This window comes from Vibrio hepatarius, assembly GCF_001274785.1.
In the GTDB taxonomy this organism is placed as follows: Bacteria; Pseudomonadota; Gammaproteobacteria; order Enterobacterales; family Vibrionaceae; genus Vibrio; species Vibrio hepatarius.
In genome coordinates, this window is the sequence record NZ_LHPI01000004.1 from 51,778 (window position 1) to 71,870 (window position 20,093).

Below are 20,093 nucleotides of genomic sequence, written 5' to 3' on the forward strand. Positions count from 1 at the left end.
GGCACCGAAAGGTGCCGTTTTCATCTATATTTGTTAATTCGCTTCCGAAATTTTTAATAACCCTCTTGAGGGTAATTACTCTAACTCTTTGTTTTATTAGACTTCCTGCAATTATCGATATTGTTGTAAGAAGCATGAATAAATCAGTTTTACCACTTTGTATGTCGTTATGGCTTGTAGCCTGCGGAGGTGGGGGAGGAGGCAGTGATAGCAGTAGCAATGTCACTGACCGTGCAGAAGAAACCGCGTTGCAAAAGGCGTTACGAACCGGGGACGCAACTTATGTCAGCGACCCTAATGCGTTCATCGAGCATAGCCAACAATTGGTCAACGACCACAAAACCCGCTTTAATCGAATCAAGGCGGCGATAAATGGTTCGACAGGCGCTCTTGCTTGGGATCCCAGCCATGATACCGCGCTACTGACTCCAACTTATGGTTTTAACGATTCTATCTTGATGACCAACCGAGCGATGCAGGCAGGCTATAGCGACCAAGAGATGACGCTCGGCGTGGCAGGCGAATACGGTAAAGGCGGCAAATACGCAGTACTGGGCAGTAACCCTTATCGCACCAGTTTACGCTTTCCTGGCAGTGCAAATGATGCCATGGAGCAATGGTTGCGCAACCTGATTGCTTGGCTCGTCGGCAGAGCCCCGGAACAAGGAATGAACGTAGCGATCGCACAAATGCAGCAGTCGTACTATTTCCCTGATGAACAAGCAACGAGACAGTGGCTATCCGCGCAATTTGGTACTGGAGTTGTTTACAACCTAGCAAACGATTGTGATGGCGATGAGCTATTGGGGTGTGTCGAGTCAAATCCAGACCTATTGGTCATTTCTCAGCATCTGCGTGATGGTGATTCACTTGAGCGAGTCAAAGCGGCCATTCAACGCGCGAAGCACCTGGAAATCCCAGTTTTATACCTACATTTAGACGGCAACATGACTGAGCTCGGCAATGAAGTGTTTTCGCTCTTCAACGTTGGTTACGCGGGCGATAACTATTGGCGTAAGCTGGGAGTCGACGCTTGGAACCCTCAGTCGATTTACGACCAGACTCCTGATTTCATTGAAGATCAAATTACTCTCTTACAAAGGCTCAAAAACAACAGTTTTACGGTTGATTTGTCGCTTTGTGATGACAAATCGTGTCCTGACGAATCAAACATGAGTAGCGAGTTCTACGCTGCCGCCAACAGTATGCGTAGCCAGTTGATGAACCTCGATAGGCGCAAGATTGACTTGTTTAACTCGGCAGGTTACGAGTACGAGAAGTCATTGGTCTTGCTCGCTGATTTGTATCGTCAAGAAGTGTCCTTCCCAATGGACAAAAACGCTACCGACAGTTTGGTATTTTTGCGAAGCTATTTTTCTGACTACGTCCAATACCACAGCCGTACTATCAATCCGGCGCAACAAGATATGGGGAATTTCAGTAGAAGCCACTTTGGAACAGATGTAGCGCGGGTTAGTAAACTGCTACAGATGCAATCCAAACGGAATTTTCGTTCTGCTGGCGTTTACGCATTACCAGGAGAGACATTTTCTGTTACGCGCCAAGACAATAATCCGGTTACGACTAAGATAGTGGTTAACAGTTTACGCAGCGGCGCCACTCATGAGTTCTCGAAAAACGGCTATACAAGGCCCAAATTTTTGACTTCGGCACAATATGAAGTGAAACCGGGAGAAACGATCTCGCTTACTTCTGCTTATGGTGGACCGATTCATGTTCACTTCGATGCCAACGATATTGATGTGGAGTTGCAGTTTGAGCAAGTCGCTGAGCATCCGATTTGGCGCAGTTCGGCAGATAATCAAAAGTTTGCTCAGCAGCTCAACGATAACTTGTTTGATTGGGCTGAGCTAATGACTCCGGGATTTGAAGTGCACTCCAAGCGCGACAAAATGCTGAAAAGTATCAGCTCTTGGAGTACCCCCGCAGATATGGCAGCCGCGACAGAACGTTATGTGCACAATTTTCCGCATGTACTGGCAGGTTTTCAGGGACCTGGCATCGACAAGGTTGACGATATTTATCTCTATGCGCAAAACCAAGGCTGGCAAGTCGCGAACATCGATATTGTTAAACACATGAATGCCGATCAAGCCAACTGTGGGTACGGTTGTTCGGGGAACCCTTACGATGCATATTGGGAGTTTAACCCACTTGGTCACGGTGACTTACACGAACTTGGCCATGGTTTGGAAAAATCACGGTTTCGATTCGCAGGCTGGGAAGGCCATTCGACAACCAACTACTATTCTTACTACAGCAAATCCCGTTATTTTCAAGATACAGGGATCGACTCTGGGTGCCAGTCTCTGGATTTTAAGTCTCAATACGAGACACTCCAATATAGTCGCACACAGGCGGACCCCAATGCTTACATGGCTCAGTTGAACCAAACGAGTTGGAGTTGGGGGGCTCGTATGTTTATCCAAATGATGATGGCTTCTGAGCATCAGGGCGTGATAGAGAATGGCTGGCATCTGCTTGGTCGCCTTCACCTTATCGAACGGGAGTTTAATCGGATCAAACAATCAGAATCTACGTGGCTAGCGGAAAGGAACATTATTGGCTTTGATAGCTATTCATACGCAGACGCCAACTCGATTAGCAACAACGATTGGCTGCTAATAGCGCTTAGTGTGGTGAGCAATCGCGATATGCGTGAGTACTTGGATATGTGGGGCTTTAACTTCTCAGACCAAGCGAAGAGCTTAGTGCAGAGCAAAGGATTAGTCTCGATGCCGTTGACGTACTTTGCTGCGAGCAACACGGGCTATTGCCGAGATGAATTTGCCAACAGGCCTATTGCGATTGATGGTACGTCGGTTTGGCCGTTATAAATGCAAAAGGGAGACATGATGTCTCCCTTTTCAATCGCAATTGAGTCCAGATGCTTAACTCAGAATGATGAGCACGGTACCCGTCAGCGTCATCAAGATGTTGGCGATAGCGTAAGTACCGGCGTATCCCAAGGCTGGAATCGTTGACTTTGCATAGTCGTTCACGATATCCATCGCCGGTGCGCAGGTTCTTGCACCAATAATCGCACCAAAGAGCAGAGCGCGGTTCATCTTTAGAACGTATGCACCAACCAAGTACGCAAGCGCAACTGGAACCACACTAACCAAAAATGCTAAACCAAGGACTTGCGGACCAACTTGGGAAAGGTGTTCAAACATTTTTCCGCCAGCACTTAAACCGATGCCTACCATGAAGAACATCAACCCTAGGTCTTTAACCATATTCAGCGCGCCTTGGGGAACGTAACCAAAAGTCGGGTGGTTTGCACGTAAAAAGCCGAGTGTAATACCTGACAATAACAGGCCTACCGCATTACCCAAGCCAAACGACATCTGGCCAAACGTCATGGTGATCAAACCGAATAACAAGCCTAGAATAAAGAAGCTACAAAACGCTAGCAGGTCGGCCATTTGGCTGTGGATCGAAATGAAACCGATACGTTCAGCGAGACCGTGAACACGACTTTTCTCACCACTTACCTGCAATACATCGCCTTTCGCCAATACGATGTCTAAGTCCATCGGCATTTCAATCTGAGCTCGTACTACTCGGTTAAGAAAACAGCCGTACTCAGACAGGTTAAGGTCGGACAGACGCTTGCCTGCAATAGCATCGCTCTTTACCACGATCTCTTCTTCCACAATGCGCAGGTCAAGCAAGTTGCGGTCAAACACTTCTTTGCCGTTTCTGAAGCTAGGGTCAAGACGAGCGTGACTGTCAGGGAAGCCGACGAGTGCGATTTCATCACCTTCTTGCAAAATAGCGTCACCATCTGGGTGGGCTAGGATACCGTTGCGGCGAATACGTTCGATGTAACAGCCAGTCTGGCGATAAATACCCAGTTCACGCAGGTTCTTACCGTCAATCCAGTTAATCAGCTCTTGACCTACACGGTATGCGCGAATGATAGGTAAGTAGACCTTACGCTGCCCCGAATTACCTAAGCCACGCTCTTGTGCGATTTGTTGCGCCGAATCAGATAGGTTGTGCTTTTGCAGTTTAGGCATCAACTTCGCGAACATGATCATGCTGATCAAGCCGACCAAATACGCCATCGCATAACCAACCGAAAGGTTCTCTAGTACTAACGCAAAGTCCATACCGCGCGGGACTTCAGCTAAGCCCGATGTTAATGCGTCTTGAGCACCTACTAGAACCGGTGTCGACGTTAATGCTCCTGCCATCATGCCGGCAGAAAGCCCGAATCCTAAGCCGAGATAATGGCTGGCAAAGTAAGTGATCAGCAATGCGGTCGAGAGAACCACCATACTTAAAATGAAATAGTGCTTACCGTCGCGGAAGAAAATACCGAAAAAGTTTGGTCCAGCTTCTATACCCACACAGTAAATAAACAGCATGAAACCAATGGTCAATGCGTCTGCGTTGAAGGTAAAGCCGAGGTGACCCATCACGAGGGAGGTCAGCAGCACGCCGATGGAATTGCCTAACTGGAGGTTGCCAAAGCGGATTTTGCCAATAGCGAGACCAATGGCGAGAACCACAAAAATAAGAAGGATAGGGTTTTGCTCGAGTAAAAGTACGACGTCGATGTTCACAGGGCAGTTCTTGTTCTGTGTCGGGAGAATGTATAAGTGGGCGAATTGTATCTGAATGCTACAAAATGAATAGTGAATTTTTTTAGAATTTACGATTACTTTACTTAGGTCAATTATAAAGCGCTATTTCAGCCGCTATCAGGTGGTTATGTGTGTGCTAAACAACGAATAACAAAGATGTTTTCTCTGATGTTCAAGATACAAAAAAGCCGCATAAAGCGGCTTCTTAAAAATGTTAGGCTGGCGATTACTCGTCAAATAGACCTAGGTGCTCTTTCGCATATGCTTCGAAATCGTCACAACCACCGATGTGCTCTTGGTCGATAAAAATTTGAGGAACAGTTTCTACTGGTTTACCTACAGTTTTCTCAAGGTCAGCTTTTGAAATGCCTTCTGCGTGAATATCTACGTAGCGGTAGTTGAAGTCATCACGTTTCGCTTTTAGCGTTTCTGCGTGTTCTTTTGCACGAACACAGAATGGACAAGCTGGGCGACCAAAGATAACTACGAACATATGTCTTTCTCCTTTATTTTGTTAGTTGCCACTATGCCCGATCCAGTGGCGGAAATAAAGAAGCATTTGGCACTTGTTCCGATAGAGAAAACCTATTGATGAAAATTTGCGCTTGCTACGTTCAAAAAGAGAAATGGGCGCCTTGATATCGGTAGGAGAGTGAGGAACGAGATCGGTGTTTTTTTTCTTGAACGACGAGAGAAGTCTGGTTGTTAGAAAGAAAAAAGGAGCAAATCATTGCTCCTTTTCTTTTAACGATTTAGATGACTAAAACTGTGACAGCTTGTCGTAGCGAGAATCTTTCAGTGCGTCTTTCACACGCTTAAGATTCTCACGGAAACCTGTACCACGGCGCAGAGTAAAGCCTGTAGCTAATACATCGATTACCGTCATCTGCACCACGCGACTTGCCATAGGCATGTATACGTCGGTGTCTTCTGGCACGTCTAGAGAGATCGATAACGAACTCGCTTTATCCAGTGGTGAGTCTTTTGCCGTAATCGCAATAACAGTTGCACCGTTTTCACGAGCGAGGTTAGCGATCTCAACTTGGCTCTTCGTGCGACCAGTGTGAGAAATCAGCACGATCACGTCGTTGTCTGTACAGTTAATGCAGCTCATTCGTTGCATCACGATGTCTTCAAAACAAGTAATTGGAATATTGAATCGAATAAACTTGTTCTGTGCATCTTTAGCGACCGCAGAGGAAGCTCCTAAACCAAAGAAAGAGATGCGTTTTGCTTGAGTAAGGAGATCAACAGCACGGTTAACCTGCATTGGGTCTAAGCTATTTTTCGCCACGTCCAAGCACGCCATTGTCGATTCGAAAATCTTGTGCGTGTATGCGTCTGGCCCATCATCTTCTTCAACGTTACGGTTAACGTAAGGAGTACCATTCGCCAAGCTTTGAGCTAGGTGAAGTTTAAAGTCCGGAAAGCCTTTTGTATCCAAGCGGCGGCAAAAACGGTTAACAGTAGGCTCACTTACATCAGCCATTTTAGCCAGTGTAGCGATACTAGAGTGAATAGCCGTCTGAGGAGAGGCCATTATAACTTCAGCGACTTTACGTTCGGACTTACTGAAGTTCTCTAGATTTTTCTGAATTTTTTCTAATGTGTTCATAGTGTTCACGAGGGTATAGAGAACATCTCACTGGATATACCAATCGAATTAATTCGAGAGAAAACAAGATGTTTCCTAAAAGGTAGTCTCAATCCAGCGCCATTGAGTCAGTATAAACCTAAGGCAAAGGTTTACTATAACTTTTCTCTGCTTAATTTAATGAGAATATGACAAGCCTCAAACTAAATTTTATGAAAACTACAAAAAACCGCACCAATAGGCGGTTTCTTGTGAAGATTGAGGCGAATATTTTTGGTCAAATTACAGTTCTAGAGAAAGAAACTTTCAACTTGCGTTGATTTTCTCGACAACTTGTTCGATTTTACCCATCAAGTTTGGCGCTTGTGCCGCGATGCATCTTTGCTCTTCCAGTACCGAGCCAAGGATATCTTTGCCGGTTAACGGGTTGGCAAGCACAACACGAAATACGATGGTGTTTAATCTATCTAAATGAATCGGGTTCAAGCGTGTGCGTGATACAAATGACTTACCCGTTTCACGCTGGCGTTTTTGGATGAACTTCGTCAATTCATTCAACAGTTCGTTGAGTTCCGCTTTCTGCTCTGAATTTGCTGCCATCAACGCTTGTCGAATATGTGCTGGTAAGTAGCGGTAAGTCAGAAGACACAGCTCAGGCTTGGAAACGAGTTCGAAGTCAGGTTGCGCTTCAATTAACTCAGCAAAGTACTTGGCCTTTTCGATACTCTGATTGATCAGTAATTCGTAGCCAGGGCGACTTATGATATGCATCGCCGCATAAACCAACATCGCCATGCCAGAGCGAGAGCCTTCCAACGTGTGGCTACCTAGGTCTTTAGAGCCCTTACGAAGGATGTATTGTGCATGATGTTCAATAGACTTCATCGCTTCAGGATCTTTGAACAACACCATGCCCGCACCCATTGGAATGTAAAGCTGTTTATGTGCGTCGATTGTTACCGAATCTGCCAGCTCAGTACCAGCTAGAAGGTGACGATAGTTGTTTGACATCAACGTCGCACCGCCCCAAGCCGCATCGACATGGAAATGACAGCCTTCTGCTTGGCAGATAGCTGCAATTTCTTGAAGAGGGTCAATTGTCCCTGTTTCAGTCGTACCTGCGACACCAATCACTGCAAATGGTTTGATGTTTTGCTGTTTAAGTTCAGCGATTTTCTCTTTCAGCGCAGCGGGGCAAATACGGTTGTCGTTATCGGTCTTGATCGCCACCAAGCCTTCTTGGCCAATACCCAGAACGTCCGCCGCTTTCTTCAATGAGTAGTGTCCGCGCTCAGAAACCAGTACTGCTAATCCTTCATAGCCGTAATGCCTCATTGCTTTGAATAGGCCTTCCTTTTCAACGCCTTTAAACTCGCCCTGAGCTCTCAGCGCATTATTGCGAGCGACCCAAAGCGCAGTAATGTTTGCAATGGTACCACCTGAGCAGAAAGCGCCAAGTGAGTGATTGGCACTGTGCATCCACTGAGCGTAGAAGTTATCGTCACGTTGATAAATCAGACGATGAAGCATCCCGAGCACTTGACGTTCAAGCGGAGTAAACGCTTTTGAAGTCTCGATTTTGACCAAGTTTTGGTTCAACGCGATCATGATTTTAGACAACGGCATCAAAAAGTAGGGAAGTGCCGACGTCATGTGACCAATAAAGCTTGGTGCAGAGGTATGAACCGAGTGAGAAACCAGAGTATCAAGCAGGTGTTGAGTGTGGTCTGAAACAAACTCAGGTTGTTCTGGAATCGAAGCGTTGGAGAAATCTTTTTCAATCTCTAACAGCGGCTTTTCTTCTGCGACGATATGTTCGCGAAGAAACTGGTTAAGATTGCGAGAGAGTTTTTCTTCGATTTGGGTTAGCGTTGAGTCTGGCCCTTCAGGTATTGTGAAGATTCGAAGCAAGCTCTCGAAGTTCACATCAGCCGTTCTATGTTCAGATACCATGCAGCTATATTGCTCTAATCATTTTTGTTGCAGGCTGGACAATCTAAACGAAAACGGGAGCAAAGTCCCGTCTTAAATTATCGAATCTTAGTTTTACCTAAGTGAAGCTTGTTTAGCTATCCCGTAAAGTTCTTGTTACTAACTATTTACAGGCAATCGATTCTAACTCTTTGATCGATTGGTTGTAGCGCTTAAGTGCTGAGTCGATTTTAGTTGGATGGCTGAGCAAATCTGCGAACGCTGAGCGTAACTCATAGTTCTTCTCATGCGGCTTAGATTGACGATCATTGAACGTTACTTGAGCAATTTGACCAAGTTCGTCGCTGCGAGACGCGAGCGTTTTGATGTCTTTCTGCTCGAGTTGTAACCAAGCTTCTACAGGCTGCTCAGTTGCGACTTTGGTTGCGTCTTTATCTAAGTAGTAGTGCACTGCGGCGCGGTTTAGTTCGAAATGGTTTTTTCTGCCTTCCAAGAACCACTCGCTTACCTCTTTAAGGTCTGGGTATTGCTCGCTAGTCAATTTGGTTAGGTCTTCATACCAATGAAGTGAGGCATCGATGTATGCGTCGTATTTCTTGGAAAGACATGCGTTGTCTGCTGCGGCAACCATGGAAGACGAAGCACCTAGCAATAGTGCAACAATTAGGCGTTTCATAATGAATCCTTTTGAAGAATAGTTATTATATGGGCTATATATTAGCTTTCGCTAAATCTTAAATCATGACTGCTGCCTAATATAGTGAATTTGAGCACAGAATCATGCGATCTAGCCTGCAAGTGAGACAAAGAATAACATCATTACTGGGACAAGCAGACTTAAAATAAAGCCACTGACTATTGCAATTGGCACACAACGTACACCGCCAGTGGTTTGTATGACGGGTAGTGTAAAGTCCATCGCAGTCGCTCCCGCGTATCCGATCGCCGTGCAAGGTTTAGTGCGAATAAACAGCGGAATGAGTACTAAAGCGATGAGCTCGCGTAGCAATTCAATCATAAACGAAGCGCCGCCATACACTGGGCCAAACGCATCACCCATCAAAATACCCGCCAGCGAGTACCAACCAAAGCCTGAAGCCATCGCTAAACCACGGTAGAGGTCAATATCGAGAATCATGGCCGCGATAGCGCCACCAACCATGGAGCTGACGATAATCAGCAGCGCGATAACCATGCCGTGCTTGTTGAGCAAAATTTGGCGAAGCGTGAGGCCGCTGTTGCGAAGCTGGATACCGATAAAGAACAGCAATAGGAAAAGGATCCATTCACTTGCGGTATCCACCCAACTGAGGTCTATAGGGATCAGTAGCCCCGCAATTAAACCGCCACCGACAACCAAAATTAGTTTTGCCGATTCAAGCGCCATGCTAGAGAGTGGTAGCTTAGTGTGAGTGTTGTCGGTTTTGATCGGCATCAGCTTGTCGACAAATGGCAGCACAGCCAAGTTGGCAAGCCCAAGACAAGTGAAGAACACCGCAGTAAACTTTAGGATGATTTGTAGATTCTCACCTAAGTTATCGAGAGCGGCCAGACTCAACCCCATCAAAGCTAAAATGACGTAGATTAAGTTAGATGTGGTGGTGTTGATCTTGTCGAGTAGTGACTTATTTGCAATAGATATTAAATACCCCACAACAAGTGGGGTAAAAATGAATAACATCCCTGAGAACATGGTACTTCCTGTATCGTTATAATCCGCTTGCGCTCATGAGTTCATCGACTTGCGCATTAAACTCAATATCACTTAAATTACTGAGTTTGTACAGTATATCGGCACCTGTTACATCAAATTTTACCGAATGTTCGTCTATTGCATCGTCTTGACGACGGAATAATAGTATGTGGTTGGCGATACGTGCTACATCCAAATAACTGACCGCAACACTGGAACGCTTGCGGAACTTGTTGGATGCCACTTCTATGAAGTCCTCATCGAAGCCCCAGCTATCAAGTACCAACTCACTGGCATTCGAGCAGAGTCGATCAAATACTTGGAAAGCAATGTCTTCAGCCAGATAGTTTCCTTGTTCCAAGTAGCAATGGTATTCGTTGACGATACAGAACAGACCAATGTCTGCAAGTAAACCAGTGAGCAACGCTTTGTCTGCTTCTAGGTTTTGGTAAGTCTCTGTGCCACTATCTCTAAAACCACGTACAACCATCACCATCGTTGCTGCAAGCTCGCGTGAGTTAATCGCGCTATTCATCAAAATGCGGTTACACGCACTGCTCAGGTTTACTGAGTGCTTTAACTGCTCAATGGCTTGGGCTGTCACGATATCGCGCACCCTTAGAATACCCAAACGCGAAACGGCAGTGACCAAATCGGTGCAGGTAATGTTTCGACGGTTGAATATGACCGAGTTGGCTACGCGGATTACAATCGCAGCGAGGCCCGGGTCTTCGAGTAGACAATCTGCCACGTCTGAAACAGTCGTATTATCTTGCGTACATAGTTTTTGAATCTTTAATACGACTTCAGGAATAGGAGGTAGGGCAATTTTTTTGCTAGAAACAGCGTGTTCCACTAATTGCGAAAACTCGGATTCGATACCTTTAACTAATAGGTCTTTGTTTTGAGGAAGCCAGTAAAATGATAAGTGATTCATAAAGTATTAGAAGTTTAAGTTGCCTTAGCTAGTTTAACTTTTATATTGATATATAGGCAATTACTAGCAATAAAATAATGATATTTTTTTCAACTAAATATATGTATCAAAGATAAGTAATATACTAATTTCTTATCTCATCATCGTGATACATGTCGCATATAAATGTGAATTTATTTCGCACGTTGTGACATATGCACAGACTTATTTTTAATCATTAATTATTATTTAGTCCAATTAGGTGATTTACTCACTTTTTACTAATAAATTTACATTACTTAAAGACTTTTCGCTTAAAACTGCTGCTATCTGGTGATCACAAATAATCGGGGTTATATGATTTGAAGGATCAATGGATATGACAGAGCAACATTTTATACAATACGTAAACAAGTTTGGGACGTTCCAAAAACGTTCTATGTTTGGTGGCACGGGGTTGTTCAGAGACGATGCCATGTTCGCTTTAATTAGTGCAGAGAAGATTTTTATCCGTGGTGGTGAACATCTAGATAATGAACTGACCAAGCTTGGATGTGAAAAATACCGTCACGTTAAAAAGCAAACTACTGCCACGGTAAACTACTACGATATTACAGAAATGTTTGAAGCACGTAATTCACGTATCGATGAATTGGTCGAGCAATCAATTAAATATTCTGTATCAGAACGTCAATTTAAACGTTCAGCCGCTAACCGCAGATTACGCGATCTACCCAATATGCAACTCACTTTAGAGCGTATGGTTAAAAAAGCTGGTATTGATGACGTAGAAACATTTGTTGAATTAGGCGCGCCAGCCGTGTTCTCTCGTGTGAAAGAGACTTATGGTAGCGATGTTGACGTTAAACTGTTATGGAAGTTTGCAGGTGCGATCGATGGCATCCATTGGAAACTGATTCAGGAACCACGTAAGCGCCAGCTATTAGCAAACTGCCAGTAATTAAGAACCAGTATTGCAAACAATAAAAACCGAGGCTATTGCCTCGGTTTTTTAATTGTTTTGCAAGGGTAGCGCAAAACTACCCTTAACATTTGCTCAGCGACTAGAACTTAAAGCGTGTAGTAAACATGACCTGTTCGCCGTAGAAATCGTTAATACGACCTTCAACACCGATTGAGAATAGCTCTGTAGAGTGGAAGCGTGCGTAAACAGAACCCAACCAGTCATCATCGTCATCGATTGATACGTAACCGACTTTACCGCCAACTTCTAGTTGAGGACCAAGCCACTGTCTTACACCTAGGTTTAGCTCTAGACCAGAATCTGTACCCGATGTGTCTTCACCATCGACTAAACGGAAAAGCATTTCACCAGTAAAGTCTGCCCAGTTGTTAATAGGAGCATGGAAACCAAAACCAGCGCCTGCATCGTAGTCACCTTCAAACTCAGAGTCGATACGAGCGATTAAGTGCGCGTTCGGGTGGACAGTCTTGCTAAATGCAGTACCGAAAGTAACAGGACTAGCACCGATACGAGCTTCAATGTAGTCATAACTAAAGTTGCTCATTACCGCTGGACTGTTTGGGTCAACCTGAGCAAGAGTTTGGCCAGATGCTAATACGAGTGCAGCAGCTAAGATTGTTTTACGCATACGGACGATAAACCTATATCTTGTTAAATTCCTTGGTCTTAAGCGACAATGCGCTATGGACATTGACCTATCATGATAATGCATCACAGCGGTTGTCACTATAGAAAATGTCGTTGTTTTGTCGAGTTTTAGCGAATCTTTGGTCAGTAAATCGCACTTTGAGTGCTTATTCGCCAAAATTTACGCGATTCTTTGCTAGTGCATCGAAAATTTTCTCAGTATCCAAAACTGAAGCCCAAGGCATCAGCTCTGGTTCATTCTCGATCATGTACTGGGTCAATTGCTCTTTTACCGTTGCTCGCAACGCATCACCTTTCCAAGGCTTAGCGATGTAAAAATCTAAACAAGAGTGATTCACCGCTTCCACTGTATCTTCTAGCCCAGCTTGTCCTGTTAACAGCAGTTTTCTAGTCGCTTGAGTGGCAGGATCCTTGTTCAGTTCAATAAGAAAACTGATGCCAGTTTGGTCGGGCATGATGTGGTCACACAGGATCAGGGCGAGTTTAGTTTCGTCTTGTTTAGCTTCTTCGAGGATGTCTTTCGCTTCCTGGACAGATTCCGCTGCTTCGAGGACAAAGTGCTCTTCAAAGCAATCCAGATCCTGAACAACACTATCTAGGACTTCTCTTTCATCATCGACACATAAGATTAGGTATTTACTCATTGTGATTTCCTCGTCGTGAATTAGGAATGGCCCAAAGGTAGCCAGACTGACATGCGCGTGTACTTACCTTGTTCTGAAGCCACTTCTATGTGGCCACCATGTTGATGAACAATTTGTTGGCAAACCGACAGTCCAATGCCCAATCCAAAATTCCCTTCTTTCTTGGTAGTAAAGTTGAGTTCAAATATTTGTTGTTGCAAATGCTCTGGAATGCCGTGTCCATTATCTTCAATCGACACCACAGCCCATGGTTTACCGTATTTACTCGCCTGTTGTGTAGTGATGGTGAGTTGACCTTTTTCTGGAAAAGCGTCGATCGCATTGGAAATCAAGTTGGTCCAAACTTGTTGTAATCCAGTAGGTAAACAGCGCACAGGAGGCAGCTCTGCGTAGCATTTTTCGACGTTATGCATTTTGAGTTTGTTTTCGAAAATGACCAGCGTATCTTCAATACCTTCGTGGATGTCCGTGGTATGGAAGCGTTCGTCATCGCCACGGGCGTAACCTTTCAGGCTTTTTACCAAGTCTGCAATTCTTTGCGCGCAGACATTAATTGAACGCAAAGTCGCACCAGCAAGTTGATAGTTTTCGAGCTGCTCGAGTTCTTCAAACAGTTGAGTATCTTGATCGCGTGCTCTTTCTATCCATTCGGGTTGGTTGTCTAAACCGAGTTTTACCAGCTTTTTGGTAATACGACGGTTACCAATGTGCTCGTCTACCGCTTTGACTAACTCCCGTTCAGCGGCGGTCGAGCGTGGTTTCGAAACCAATGCGCTGGTTAAGATCGCAATACTCTGGTGATTCGGAGCCGAATGTGGAGCTTCCACCAAAGTTTGGATCTTCTCGGTTAAGGTTTCTGTCCCGCGTAGTATCGCGGCGACTGGATTGTTCAGTTCGTGGGCGACACCAGCAATCAGTTGACCGAGCATGGCCATTTTTTCGCGTTCAATCAGTTGAAGTTGGGCAGTCTCTAAAGACTCCAACGTCTTCTGCAGTTCAAGTTTGGTTGTGATGCTACGTTGCAGTCTGCGGTTAAAATGGCGAAGCAACAAGTTAGTAAACAGAGGTAGCAGGGTAGTGTTGGAGTGCATGACTTTGGCGAACACTTCTCTGTCTAGCTTGATCACTTCAGTCGCAGTGAGGGTCAGAGCGGTCGAGAAAGACGGCTCGCCAGTCACAAATGACATCCCACCAACAATGTTACCTTGGGTGTAACGAACTACTTCACGTTGAACGCCTGTTTCGTCTTTCTTATACAGCGCGACTTCGCCTTTGGTGATAAACCATAAAAAGCGGTTTTCTTCGCCTTCTTTGGTTAGGAGATGGTCGGCTGAATACGTACGGCAGGCTCGGGTTTCATCTTTATCAGCGAAAAATCCAAACAGGGCGTCTGTGACTTGTTGTGCCAGTTCTTGGTCAGATAAACGGTGTTGCTCGGTGATGAAGCCTTCTCGGTAACTGCGCATCTTCTGATCGATATGCGCGCGCAGGAGTCGCTGCTGATCGAGAATTTGGCTATAAATCAGCAGATTTTCTTTATCATTTTCTAGAATAAAAGTAGTCAGTTCTTTTTGCGCGGTTTGCCTGACTAAGTTGTCCTGAAGAGGTTTGGTGAGACAGTGGTCGAGCCGACCGTCATTGACCGCAGAGAGGATAGCTTGAATGTCCTGTCCGCAACTGATTAATATCTTACGTGCACTTTGTGTATGTGGCGTTTTATCCAATTGAATCAAAAAGTCGGCGCCGTTAAAGCTTTCGTGATGACTTGCAATCACTAGGGCTACGACTTGTTTTTGTTCCGAGCAGTAGTCCAGCGCAGCCGTGGCATCTTCAAAAGAGTCCGCGGTATGCAGATCAAAGCGAGAGGCAAAAGGGGTCAGCTCTTTGCGCAGTTGCTCGATGCTAATTGGATTATTGTCTAAACAGAGTATGGCGAATTGATTCACTTGTTCGTCACTTATGGCATATACACACAGGCTACTGTAACAGGGATGCAAACAACTTATTGGGAGCTAGGTTTTAGAATTTTTGTGGATTTCTGTATTAAGACAATACTCTGATTTATCTCAATGTTTTTTGGTGTAAACTGGACAAAACACTCAAAGAAGAACTCTCATGCAGCAGCTTAAAAAAATTGGCGCTATTGGCGGCGCTATTTCACTCGTCTTATGTTGGCCTTTAGCCGTTGGTCAAATCGGCCAAAACGTTATTCGTGATGGTGTTGAACACCTGAATACTCCCGCTGTAACGGCAGAAGTCGTGAGCTACGATAGAGGTTACCTCTCATCTGAAGTGCAAACGCGTTATGTTGTCACTGATCCTGATTTAGCGTACCAGTTGGAGCTTGATGGTTTACCGAGCGAATACCTCGTCAATAGCCATGTAACACACGGACTGTTTAACGTTAGCGCGACGTCTGTTCTTGAAAACGTCAGTGATTTCCCGCTGCAACTTGACACGGTGACCCAGCTAAACGGCAATACTAACTACACCTTGACACTAGATACCTGGAACACCGCGATTAACGGTTCTGATGGTGCGATGGTGTCTGTTTCGGCATCGGAGCTGAAAGGTTATGTCACGGTGTTAGGTGAAATGACCTACGAGTTGACGATGCCATCAGTAGAAGTGGATTTTGTGTCTGGTGAGAAACTGTTGGTGTCTGGAGTTACGGGTTCCGGTGACGGTCGCATGCAAAACGGCTTTTGGCTTGGTGAACAAGAGATGAGTATCGCAGACACGTCTGTGGTTGAAACGTCTCAACAGCCAATCCTGACGATGAAAAATGCGCGCTACGCTTTCTCATCTGCGCTTGAAGAAGTATCAAAGCGCGTAAACAGCCAGCACGTTGTGACGATTGACAATGTCGTTATGCCACAAGGCGAAGCGGATAATCTCACGGTGGACTTTGAACTGGGTGATCTCGACGCAGATTCATTCGAATATTTGGTCAACATGTATCAAGACAACCCTCAGCTTACGCAAGCCGATATTGAAAGCGCTTTACCTTACATCGATACGTTGTTTTCGAAAGGCTTCTATCTTGCGATGAACAAGATGTCGCTGACTTTCGGTGGTAAAGGTGAGTTCGAAAGCAAGTGGAAGCTGCAGATTCCAGAAGGTACGGACAACATTACCCAAAGTCCAGACAGTATCATGACTGTGATGACAGGCAACCTCGAGACATTCTTCTCTGACGGCTTAGTTGAGTTATATCCATTTATCGAACAGGAAGTGGATAGCGCGATGGATGCCGGGTTTGTTCAGAAAATTGAGAAAGGCTATGAAGTCAAAGCAGAACTCAAAGATGGCAGTTTGGTGTTCCCTAACGGGCAGCAAATCCCTCTGCTGGCATTACTTCTTCCTGCGATGATGCATCAATAAGTTAGAGTTTTTCATGTTAACCGGGGAATGAGGTCTGAAGACCTCATTTCTTGCTTTTTATACGTCGGAAAACGTGGTATTAATCCTGTTAGTTGTTTAATTAAAGCATGAGCAAGGAAAGTCGGAATGGATAATGTGTACAACTTTAGTGCTGGCCCTGCGGGTTTGCCAAAAGCGGTTATGGAAAAAGCGCAGGCAGAGTTCATCAATTGGAATGGACTGGGCACTTCAGTGATGGAAATCAGTCACCGTAGTAAGGAATTTATTAAGGTAGCGGAAGAAGCAGAACAGGATCTGCGTGATCTGCTAAATATCCCTGATAACTACAAAGTACTGTTTTGCCAAGGTGGTGCCCGTGCTCAGTTTGCAGCCGTGCCACTAAACCTACTTGGAAGCGCAAAGAAAGCAACGTACATCGATGCGGGCTACTGGGCTGAAAGCGCTATCAAAGAAGCGAAGAAATACTGTGAAGTTGACGTTTACGACGCGAAAGTTGAAAAAGACGGTAAATCAGCCGTTGCGGACGCCAGCGAATGGAAAGTTGATCCAGAATCAGCATACGTTCACTTCTGTCCAAATGAAACTATCGACGGTATTGAAATCTCAGATCTGCCTGTAACAGATAAGCCAATCGTTGCGGATATGTCTTCAAACATCCTTTCTCGTCAAATCGATGTATCGAAATACGGCGTTATTTACGCAGGTGCGCAGAAAAATATTGGTCCTGCAGGGATCTGTATTGCGATTGTTCGTGATGATCTACTCGACCTCGCGAGCGATTTATTGCCAAGTTTCATCAGCTACAAAGTCCTTGCCGAAAAAGATTCAATGTTTAACACACCGCCAACGTTTGCTTGGTACCTGTCAGGTCTAGTGTTTAAGTGGTTGAAAGAGCAGGGCGGAGTACCAGCAATGGAACAAATTAACCGTGAAAAGGCTGAAATTCTTTACGGTTACATCGATAGCTCTAGTTTCTACAAGAACGATATCTACCCGGCGAACCGCTCACGTATGAATGTGCCATTTCAACTAGCAAAACCAGAGCTGGATGCGTTGTTCCTAGAGCAAGCTGAAGCGCGTGGACTGGTAGCATTGAAAGGCCACCGTGCCGTTGGTGGTATGCGTGCCTCTATCTACAATGCGATGACGGTTGAAGGCGTTCAAGCTTTGGTTGACTTCATGAAAGAATTTGAAGCAAATAACGCCTAATTTACCTTACCTTTATCGCAAAAAGCTTAGTCCAAATGGGCTAAGCTTTTTTGTATTTGAAGTATGAGGTTGGAAATAAAAAATCGCAGCGATGGCTGCGATTTTTTCATTTTAGCGACGTTTCGGTTGTCTGTTCGTCGTTGGCTTGTTGCCTTGAGTCGCTGGACGACCACCTTGACTCTTGCCGCCTTGCTTATGTTTCGGTTTGCCTGGCGCATTAGAGTTTTGATTCGCGCTGTTGCCACTTGGTTTGCGATTACCTGGCTTCGTACCAGACTTACGTCCTGAGCCATTCATCTTTTCAAAGCCAGGCTGGCTCTTGGTATGTTTAGTCGCAAAGCGATTTGAACCGTGACGACCAGACTTGCGGCGTTGAGCTGGTGTCAGCATGTCAGCGTCTTCTGCTGGCACTAAACAACTTGGCTTGTCACCGATAAGGTGTTTCTTACCCATGCTGATCAGGGCTTCACGGATAATCGGCCAGTTTGCTGGATCGTGGTAACGCAGCAGTGCTTTGTGCAAGCGGCGTTGACGTTCACCTTTCGCCACAGGAACCACTTCACGCTGTTTGTATTTCACGCGTTTAAGCGGGTTTGTCTCTGAGTAATACATCGACGTTGCGTTACACATCGGCGATGGGTAGAAGTTCTGTACTTGGTCACACTCAAAGTCATTGCTCTTTAGCCACAACGCAAGGTTAAGCATGTCTTCGTCTTCTGTACCCGGGTGCGCAGAGATAAAGTAAGGGATCAGATACTGCTTCTTACCTGCTTCAGCGCTGTACTTCTCAAACATCTCTTTAAAGCGGTCATAAGTACCCATACCTGGTTTCATCATCAAGTTGAGTGGGCCTTTTTCCGTGTGCTCCGGTGCAATCTTTAGGTAACCGCCAACGTGGTGCGTCACCAACTCTTTGACGTATTCAGGTGATTCAATCGCCAAGTCATAGCGTACACCTGATGCGATCATTACCTTTTTCACGCCTTTCACCTGACGAGCTGCACGGTACAAATCAATCGTGTGCTTGTGGTCGGTGTTCAGTTTGTTACAGATCCCCGGGAAGACACACGAAGGACGGCGACAGTTGATCTCGGCTTTTGGATCGCTACAGCCAAGGCGATACATATTTGCTGTAGGACCGCCCAAGTCAGAGATGGTGCCGGTAAAGCCTGGAACTTTGTCGCGGATCTCTTCCAACTCGTTAAGAATCGATTCTTGAGAACGGTTTTGGATGATTCGACCTTCGTGTTCGGTAATCGAACAGAATGAACAGCCACCAAAACAACCGCGCATGATGTTAACAGACGTCTTGATCATGTCATACGCAGGAATCTTCGCTTTGCCGTACATTGGGTGCGGTACACGCGCGTACGGTAGACCAAAGACATAATCCATTTCTTCTGTTGTCAAAGGAATCGGTGCTTGGTTTACCCAAAGCTCACGGTCACCATGACGTTGAATCAACGCACGTCCTGAGTATGGGTTAGTCTCAAGGTGCATGATACGGCTAGCGTGCGCGTAAAGAATTCGGTCGTTGTTCAGCTTCTCGAAAGGAGGTAGGCGAACGGCGGTAGTCGCGGCGTCATGGCGAGAAGGGCGAATCGTAATCGGCTTCGCTTCTGGCTCTTCTGTTTTTGCTTTCGTGTCACACTGTTCTTCCACCGCGTATGGGTTCGGTGGAATGAAGGCTTCTTTGCGCGGCTTTTCAATGCGTGAAGAGTCGACGATTGTGTAATTCTCAGGCTCGGCAGGTAGATTGACCGCTGTACCACGGACGTTAGTCATCGAACTAATCTCTTCGCCATCGGCTAAGCGGTGAGCCACTTCAACCAACGCGCGTTCTGCGTTACCAAACAACAGAATATCAGCTTTCGCATCGAACAGAATTGAACGACGTACTTTGTCAGACCAGTAATCGTAATGAGCTAAACGGCGCAGACTCGCTTCGATGCCGCCTAAAACGATAGGCACACCTTTGTAAGCTTCACGACAACGCTGTGAATACACCAACGTTGCGCGGTCAGGACGTTTACCACCTTCATTATTTGGTGTGTACGCGTCGTCATGGCGAAGCTTACGGTCGGCCGTGTAACGGTTGATCATTGAGTCCATGTTGCCGGCGGTGATACCAAAGAATAGATTTGGTTTGCCTAGCGACATAAAGGCATCTTTGTTGCTCCATTCCGGTTGGGCAATAATACCAACACGGAAGCCTTGAGCTTCAAGTAGACGGCCGATGATCGCCATGCCAAAACTTGGATGATCGACGTATGCGTCACCCGTTACGATGATAATGTCACAGCTATCCCATCCAAGGGCATCCATTTCCTTGCGGCTGGTTGGAAGAAAAGGTGCAGTGCCAAAGCATTCTGCCCAGTATTTCTTATGCTCGTGAATAGGAGTGATTTCGCTGTACATATTTTGTTCTCTGATTCAAGGAGCGCGAATTATAGCGGCTTGCAGCGCATCTAT

15 protein-coding genes are annotated in these 20,093 nt (G+C 45.6%); 4 read left to right on the forward strand and 11 right to left on the reverse strand.

All coding sequences use genetic code 11. The annotated features are described in order from the left end of the window. Nucleotides 1–134 precede the first annotated feature (134 nt). Nucleotides 135–2,858 carry an ImpA family metalloprotease gene (locus tag AKJ31_RS06970; RefSeq protein ID WP_053408383.1) on the forward strand — a complete coding sequence of 908 codons (2,724 nt, stop codon included), beginning with the start codon at nucleotides 135–137 and terminating at the stop codon, nucleotides 2,856–2,858. A gap of 54 nt (nucleotides 2,859–2,912) precedes the next feature. Here AKJ31_RS06970 and AKJ31_RS06975 read toward each other — a convergent pair whose 3' ends face one another. From AKJ31_RS06975 to AKJ31_RS07005, 7 genes are all read right to left on the reverse strand, one after another. Beyond that, nucleotides 2,913–4,595 (reverse strand): aspartate:alanine antiporter, encoded by a 1,683-nt coding sequence (locus AKJ31_RS06975; protein ID WP_053408384.1) that lies wholly within the window; start codon nucleotides 4,593–4,595, stop codon nucleotides 2,913–2,915. Between the two features lie 247 nt (nucleotides 4,596–4,842). After that, a complete protein-coding gene (locus tag AKJ31_RS06980; RefSeq protein ID WP_010448562.1) occupies nucleotides 4,843–5,109 on the reverse strand; it encodes a GrxA family glutaredoxin in 267 nt (88 codons plus the stop codon). Between the two features lie 267 nt (nucleotides 5,110–5,376). Further along, nucleotides 5,377–6,231, reverse strand: coding sequence for a MurR/RpiR family transcriptional regulator (locus AKJ31_RS06985; RefSeq protein ID WP_053408385.1), 855 nt, complete (start codon nucleotides 6,229–6,231; stop codon nucleotides 5,377–5,379). Nucleotides 6,232–6,516: 285 nt separating this feature from the next. Then, the gene (panP, locus tag AKJ31_RS06990; RefSeq protein ID WP_053408386.1) at nucleotides 6,517–8,163 is read right to left on the reverse strand and encodes a pyridoxal-dependent aspartate 1-decarboxylase PanP; all 1,647 of its coding nucleotides are present in this window, start codon (nucleotides 8,161–8,163) and stop codon (nucleotides 6,517–6,519) included. 142 nt (nucleotides 8,164–8,305) lie between these two features. Beyond that, complete coding sequence (locus AKJ31_RS06995) at nucleotides 8,306–8,818, reverse strand: hypothetical protein (protein ID WP_053408387.1); 513 nt, start codon at nucleotides 8,816–8,818, stop codon at nucleotides 8,306–8,308. A gap of 111 nt (nucleotides 8,819–8,929) precedes the next feature. Beyond that, a complete protein-coding gene (locus AKJ31_RS07000; protein ID WP_053408388.1) occupies nucleotides 8,930–9,835 on the reverse strand; it encodes a LysO family transporter in 906 nt (301 codons plus the stop codon). Between the two features lie 16 nt (nucleotides 9,836–9,851). Beyond that, entirely contained in the window at nucleotides 9,852–10,772 is a 921-nt protein-coding gene (locus AKJ31_RS07005) for an HDOD domain-containing protein (protein WP_053408389.1), read from the reverse strand. A gap of 352 nt (nucleotides 10,773–11,124) precedes the next feature. On the opposite strand from AKJ31_RS07005, the gene AKJ31_RS07010 reads away from it, so the two are divergent. After that, nucleotides 11,125–11,712 (forward strand): TfoX/Sxy family DNA transformation protein, encoded by a 588-nt coding sequence (locus AKJ31_RS07010; protein ID WP_053408390.1) that lies wholly within the window; start codon nucleotides 11,125–11,127, stop codon nucleotides 11,710–11,712. A gap of 103 nt (nucleotides 11,713–11,815) precedes the next feature. Here the strand turns inward: AKJ31_RS07010 and AKJ31_RS07015 are convergent, their stop codons facing one another. From AKJ31_RS07015 to AKJ31_RS07025, 3 genes are all read right to left on the reverse strand, one after another. Next, nucleotides 11,816–12,364 carry a hypothetical protein gene (locus AKJ31_RS07015; RefSeq protein ID WP_053408391.1) on the reverse strand — a complete coding sequence of 183 codons (549 nt, stop codon included), beginning with the start codon at nucleotides 12,362–12,364 and terminating at the stop codon, nucleotides 11,816–11,818. 166 nt (nucleotides 12,365–12,530) lie between these two features. After that, nucleotides 12,531–13,028, reverse strand: coding sequence for a response regulator (locus tag AKJ31_RS07020; protein WP_053408392.1), 498 nt, complete (start codon nucleotides 13,026–13,028; stop codon nucleotides 12,531–12,533). Between the two features lie 20 nt (nucleotides 13,029–13,048). Then, a complete protein-coding gene (locus AKJ31_RS07025; RefSeq protein WP_053408393.1) occupies nucleotides 13,049–14,974 on the reverse strand; it encodes an ATP-binding protein in 1,926 nt (641 codons plus the stop codon). Between the two features lie 169 nt (nucleotides 14,975–15,143). On the opposite strand from AKJ31_RS07025, the gene AKJ31_RS07030 reads away from it, so the two are divergent. Together AKJ31_RS07030 and serC are read left to right on the forward strand one after the other, a co-directional pair. Next, the gene (locus tag AKJ31_RS07030; protein ID WP_053408394.1) at nucleotides 15,144–16,412 is read left to right on the forward strand and encodes a DUF945 family protein; all 1,269 of its coding nucleotides are present in this window, start codon (nucleotides 15,144–15,146) and stop codon (nucleotides 16,410–16,412) included. Between the two features lie 126 nt (nucleotides 16,413–16,538). Next, the gene (gene serC / locus AKJ31_RS07035) at nucleotides 16,539–17,621 is read left to right on the forward strand and encodes a 3-phosphoserine/phosphohydroxythreonine transaminase (protein WP_053408395.1); all 1,083 of its coding nucleotides are present in this window, start codon (nucleotides 16,539–16,541) and stop codon (nucleotides 17,619–17,621) included. A 111-nt stretch (nucleotides 17,622–17,732) separates the two neighbouring features. On the opposite strand, the gene AKJ31_RS07040 is transcribed toward serC, so the two are convergent. Next, nucleotides 17,733–20,039, reverse strand: a complete 2,307-nt coding sequence (locus tag AKJ31_RS07040) for a YgiQ family radical SAM protein (protein WP_053408396.1) — start codon at nucleotides 20,037–20,039, stop codon at nucleotides 17,733–17,735. Between the last annotated feature and the right edge of the window lie 54 nt (nucleotides 20,040–20,093).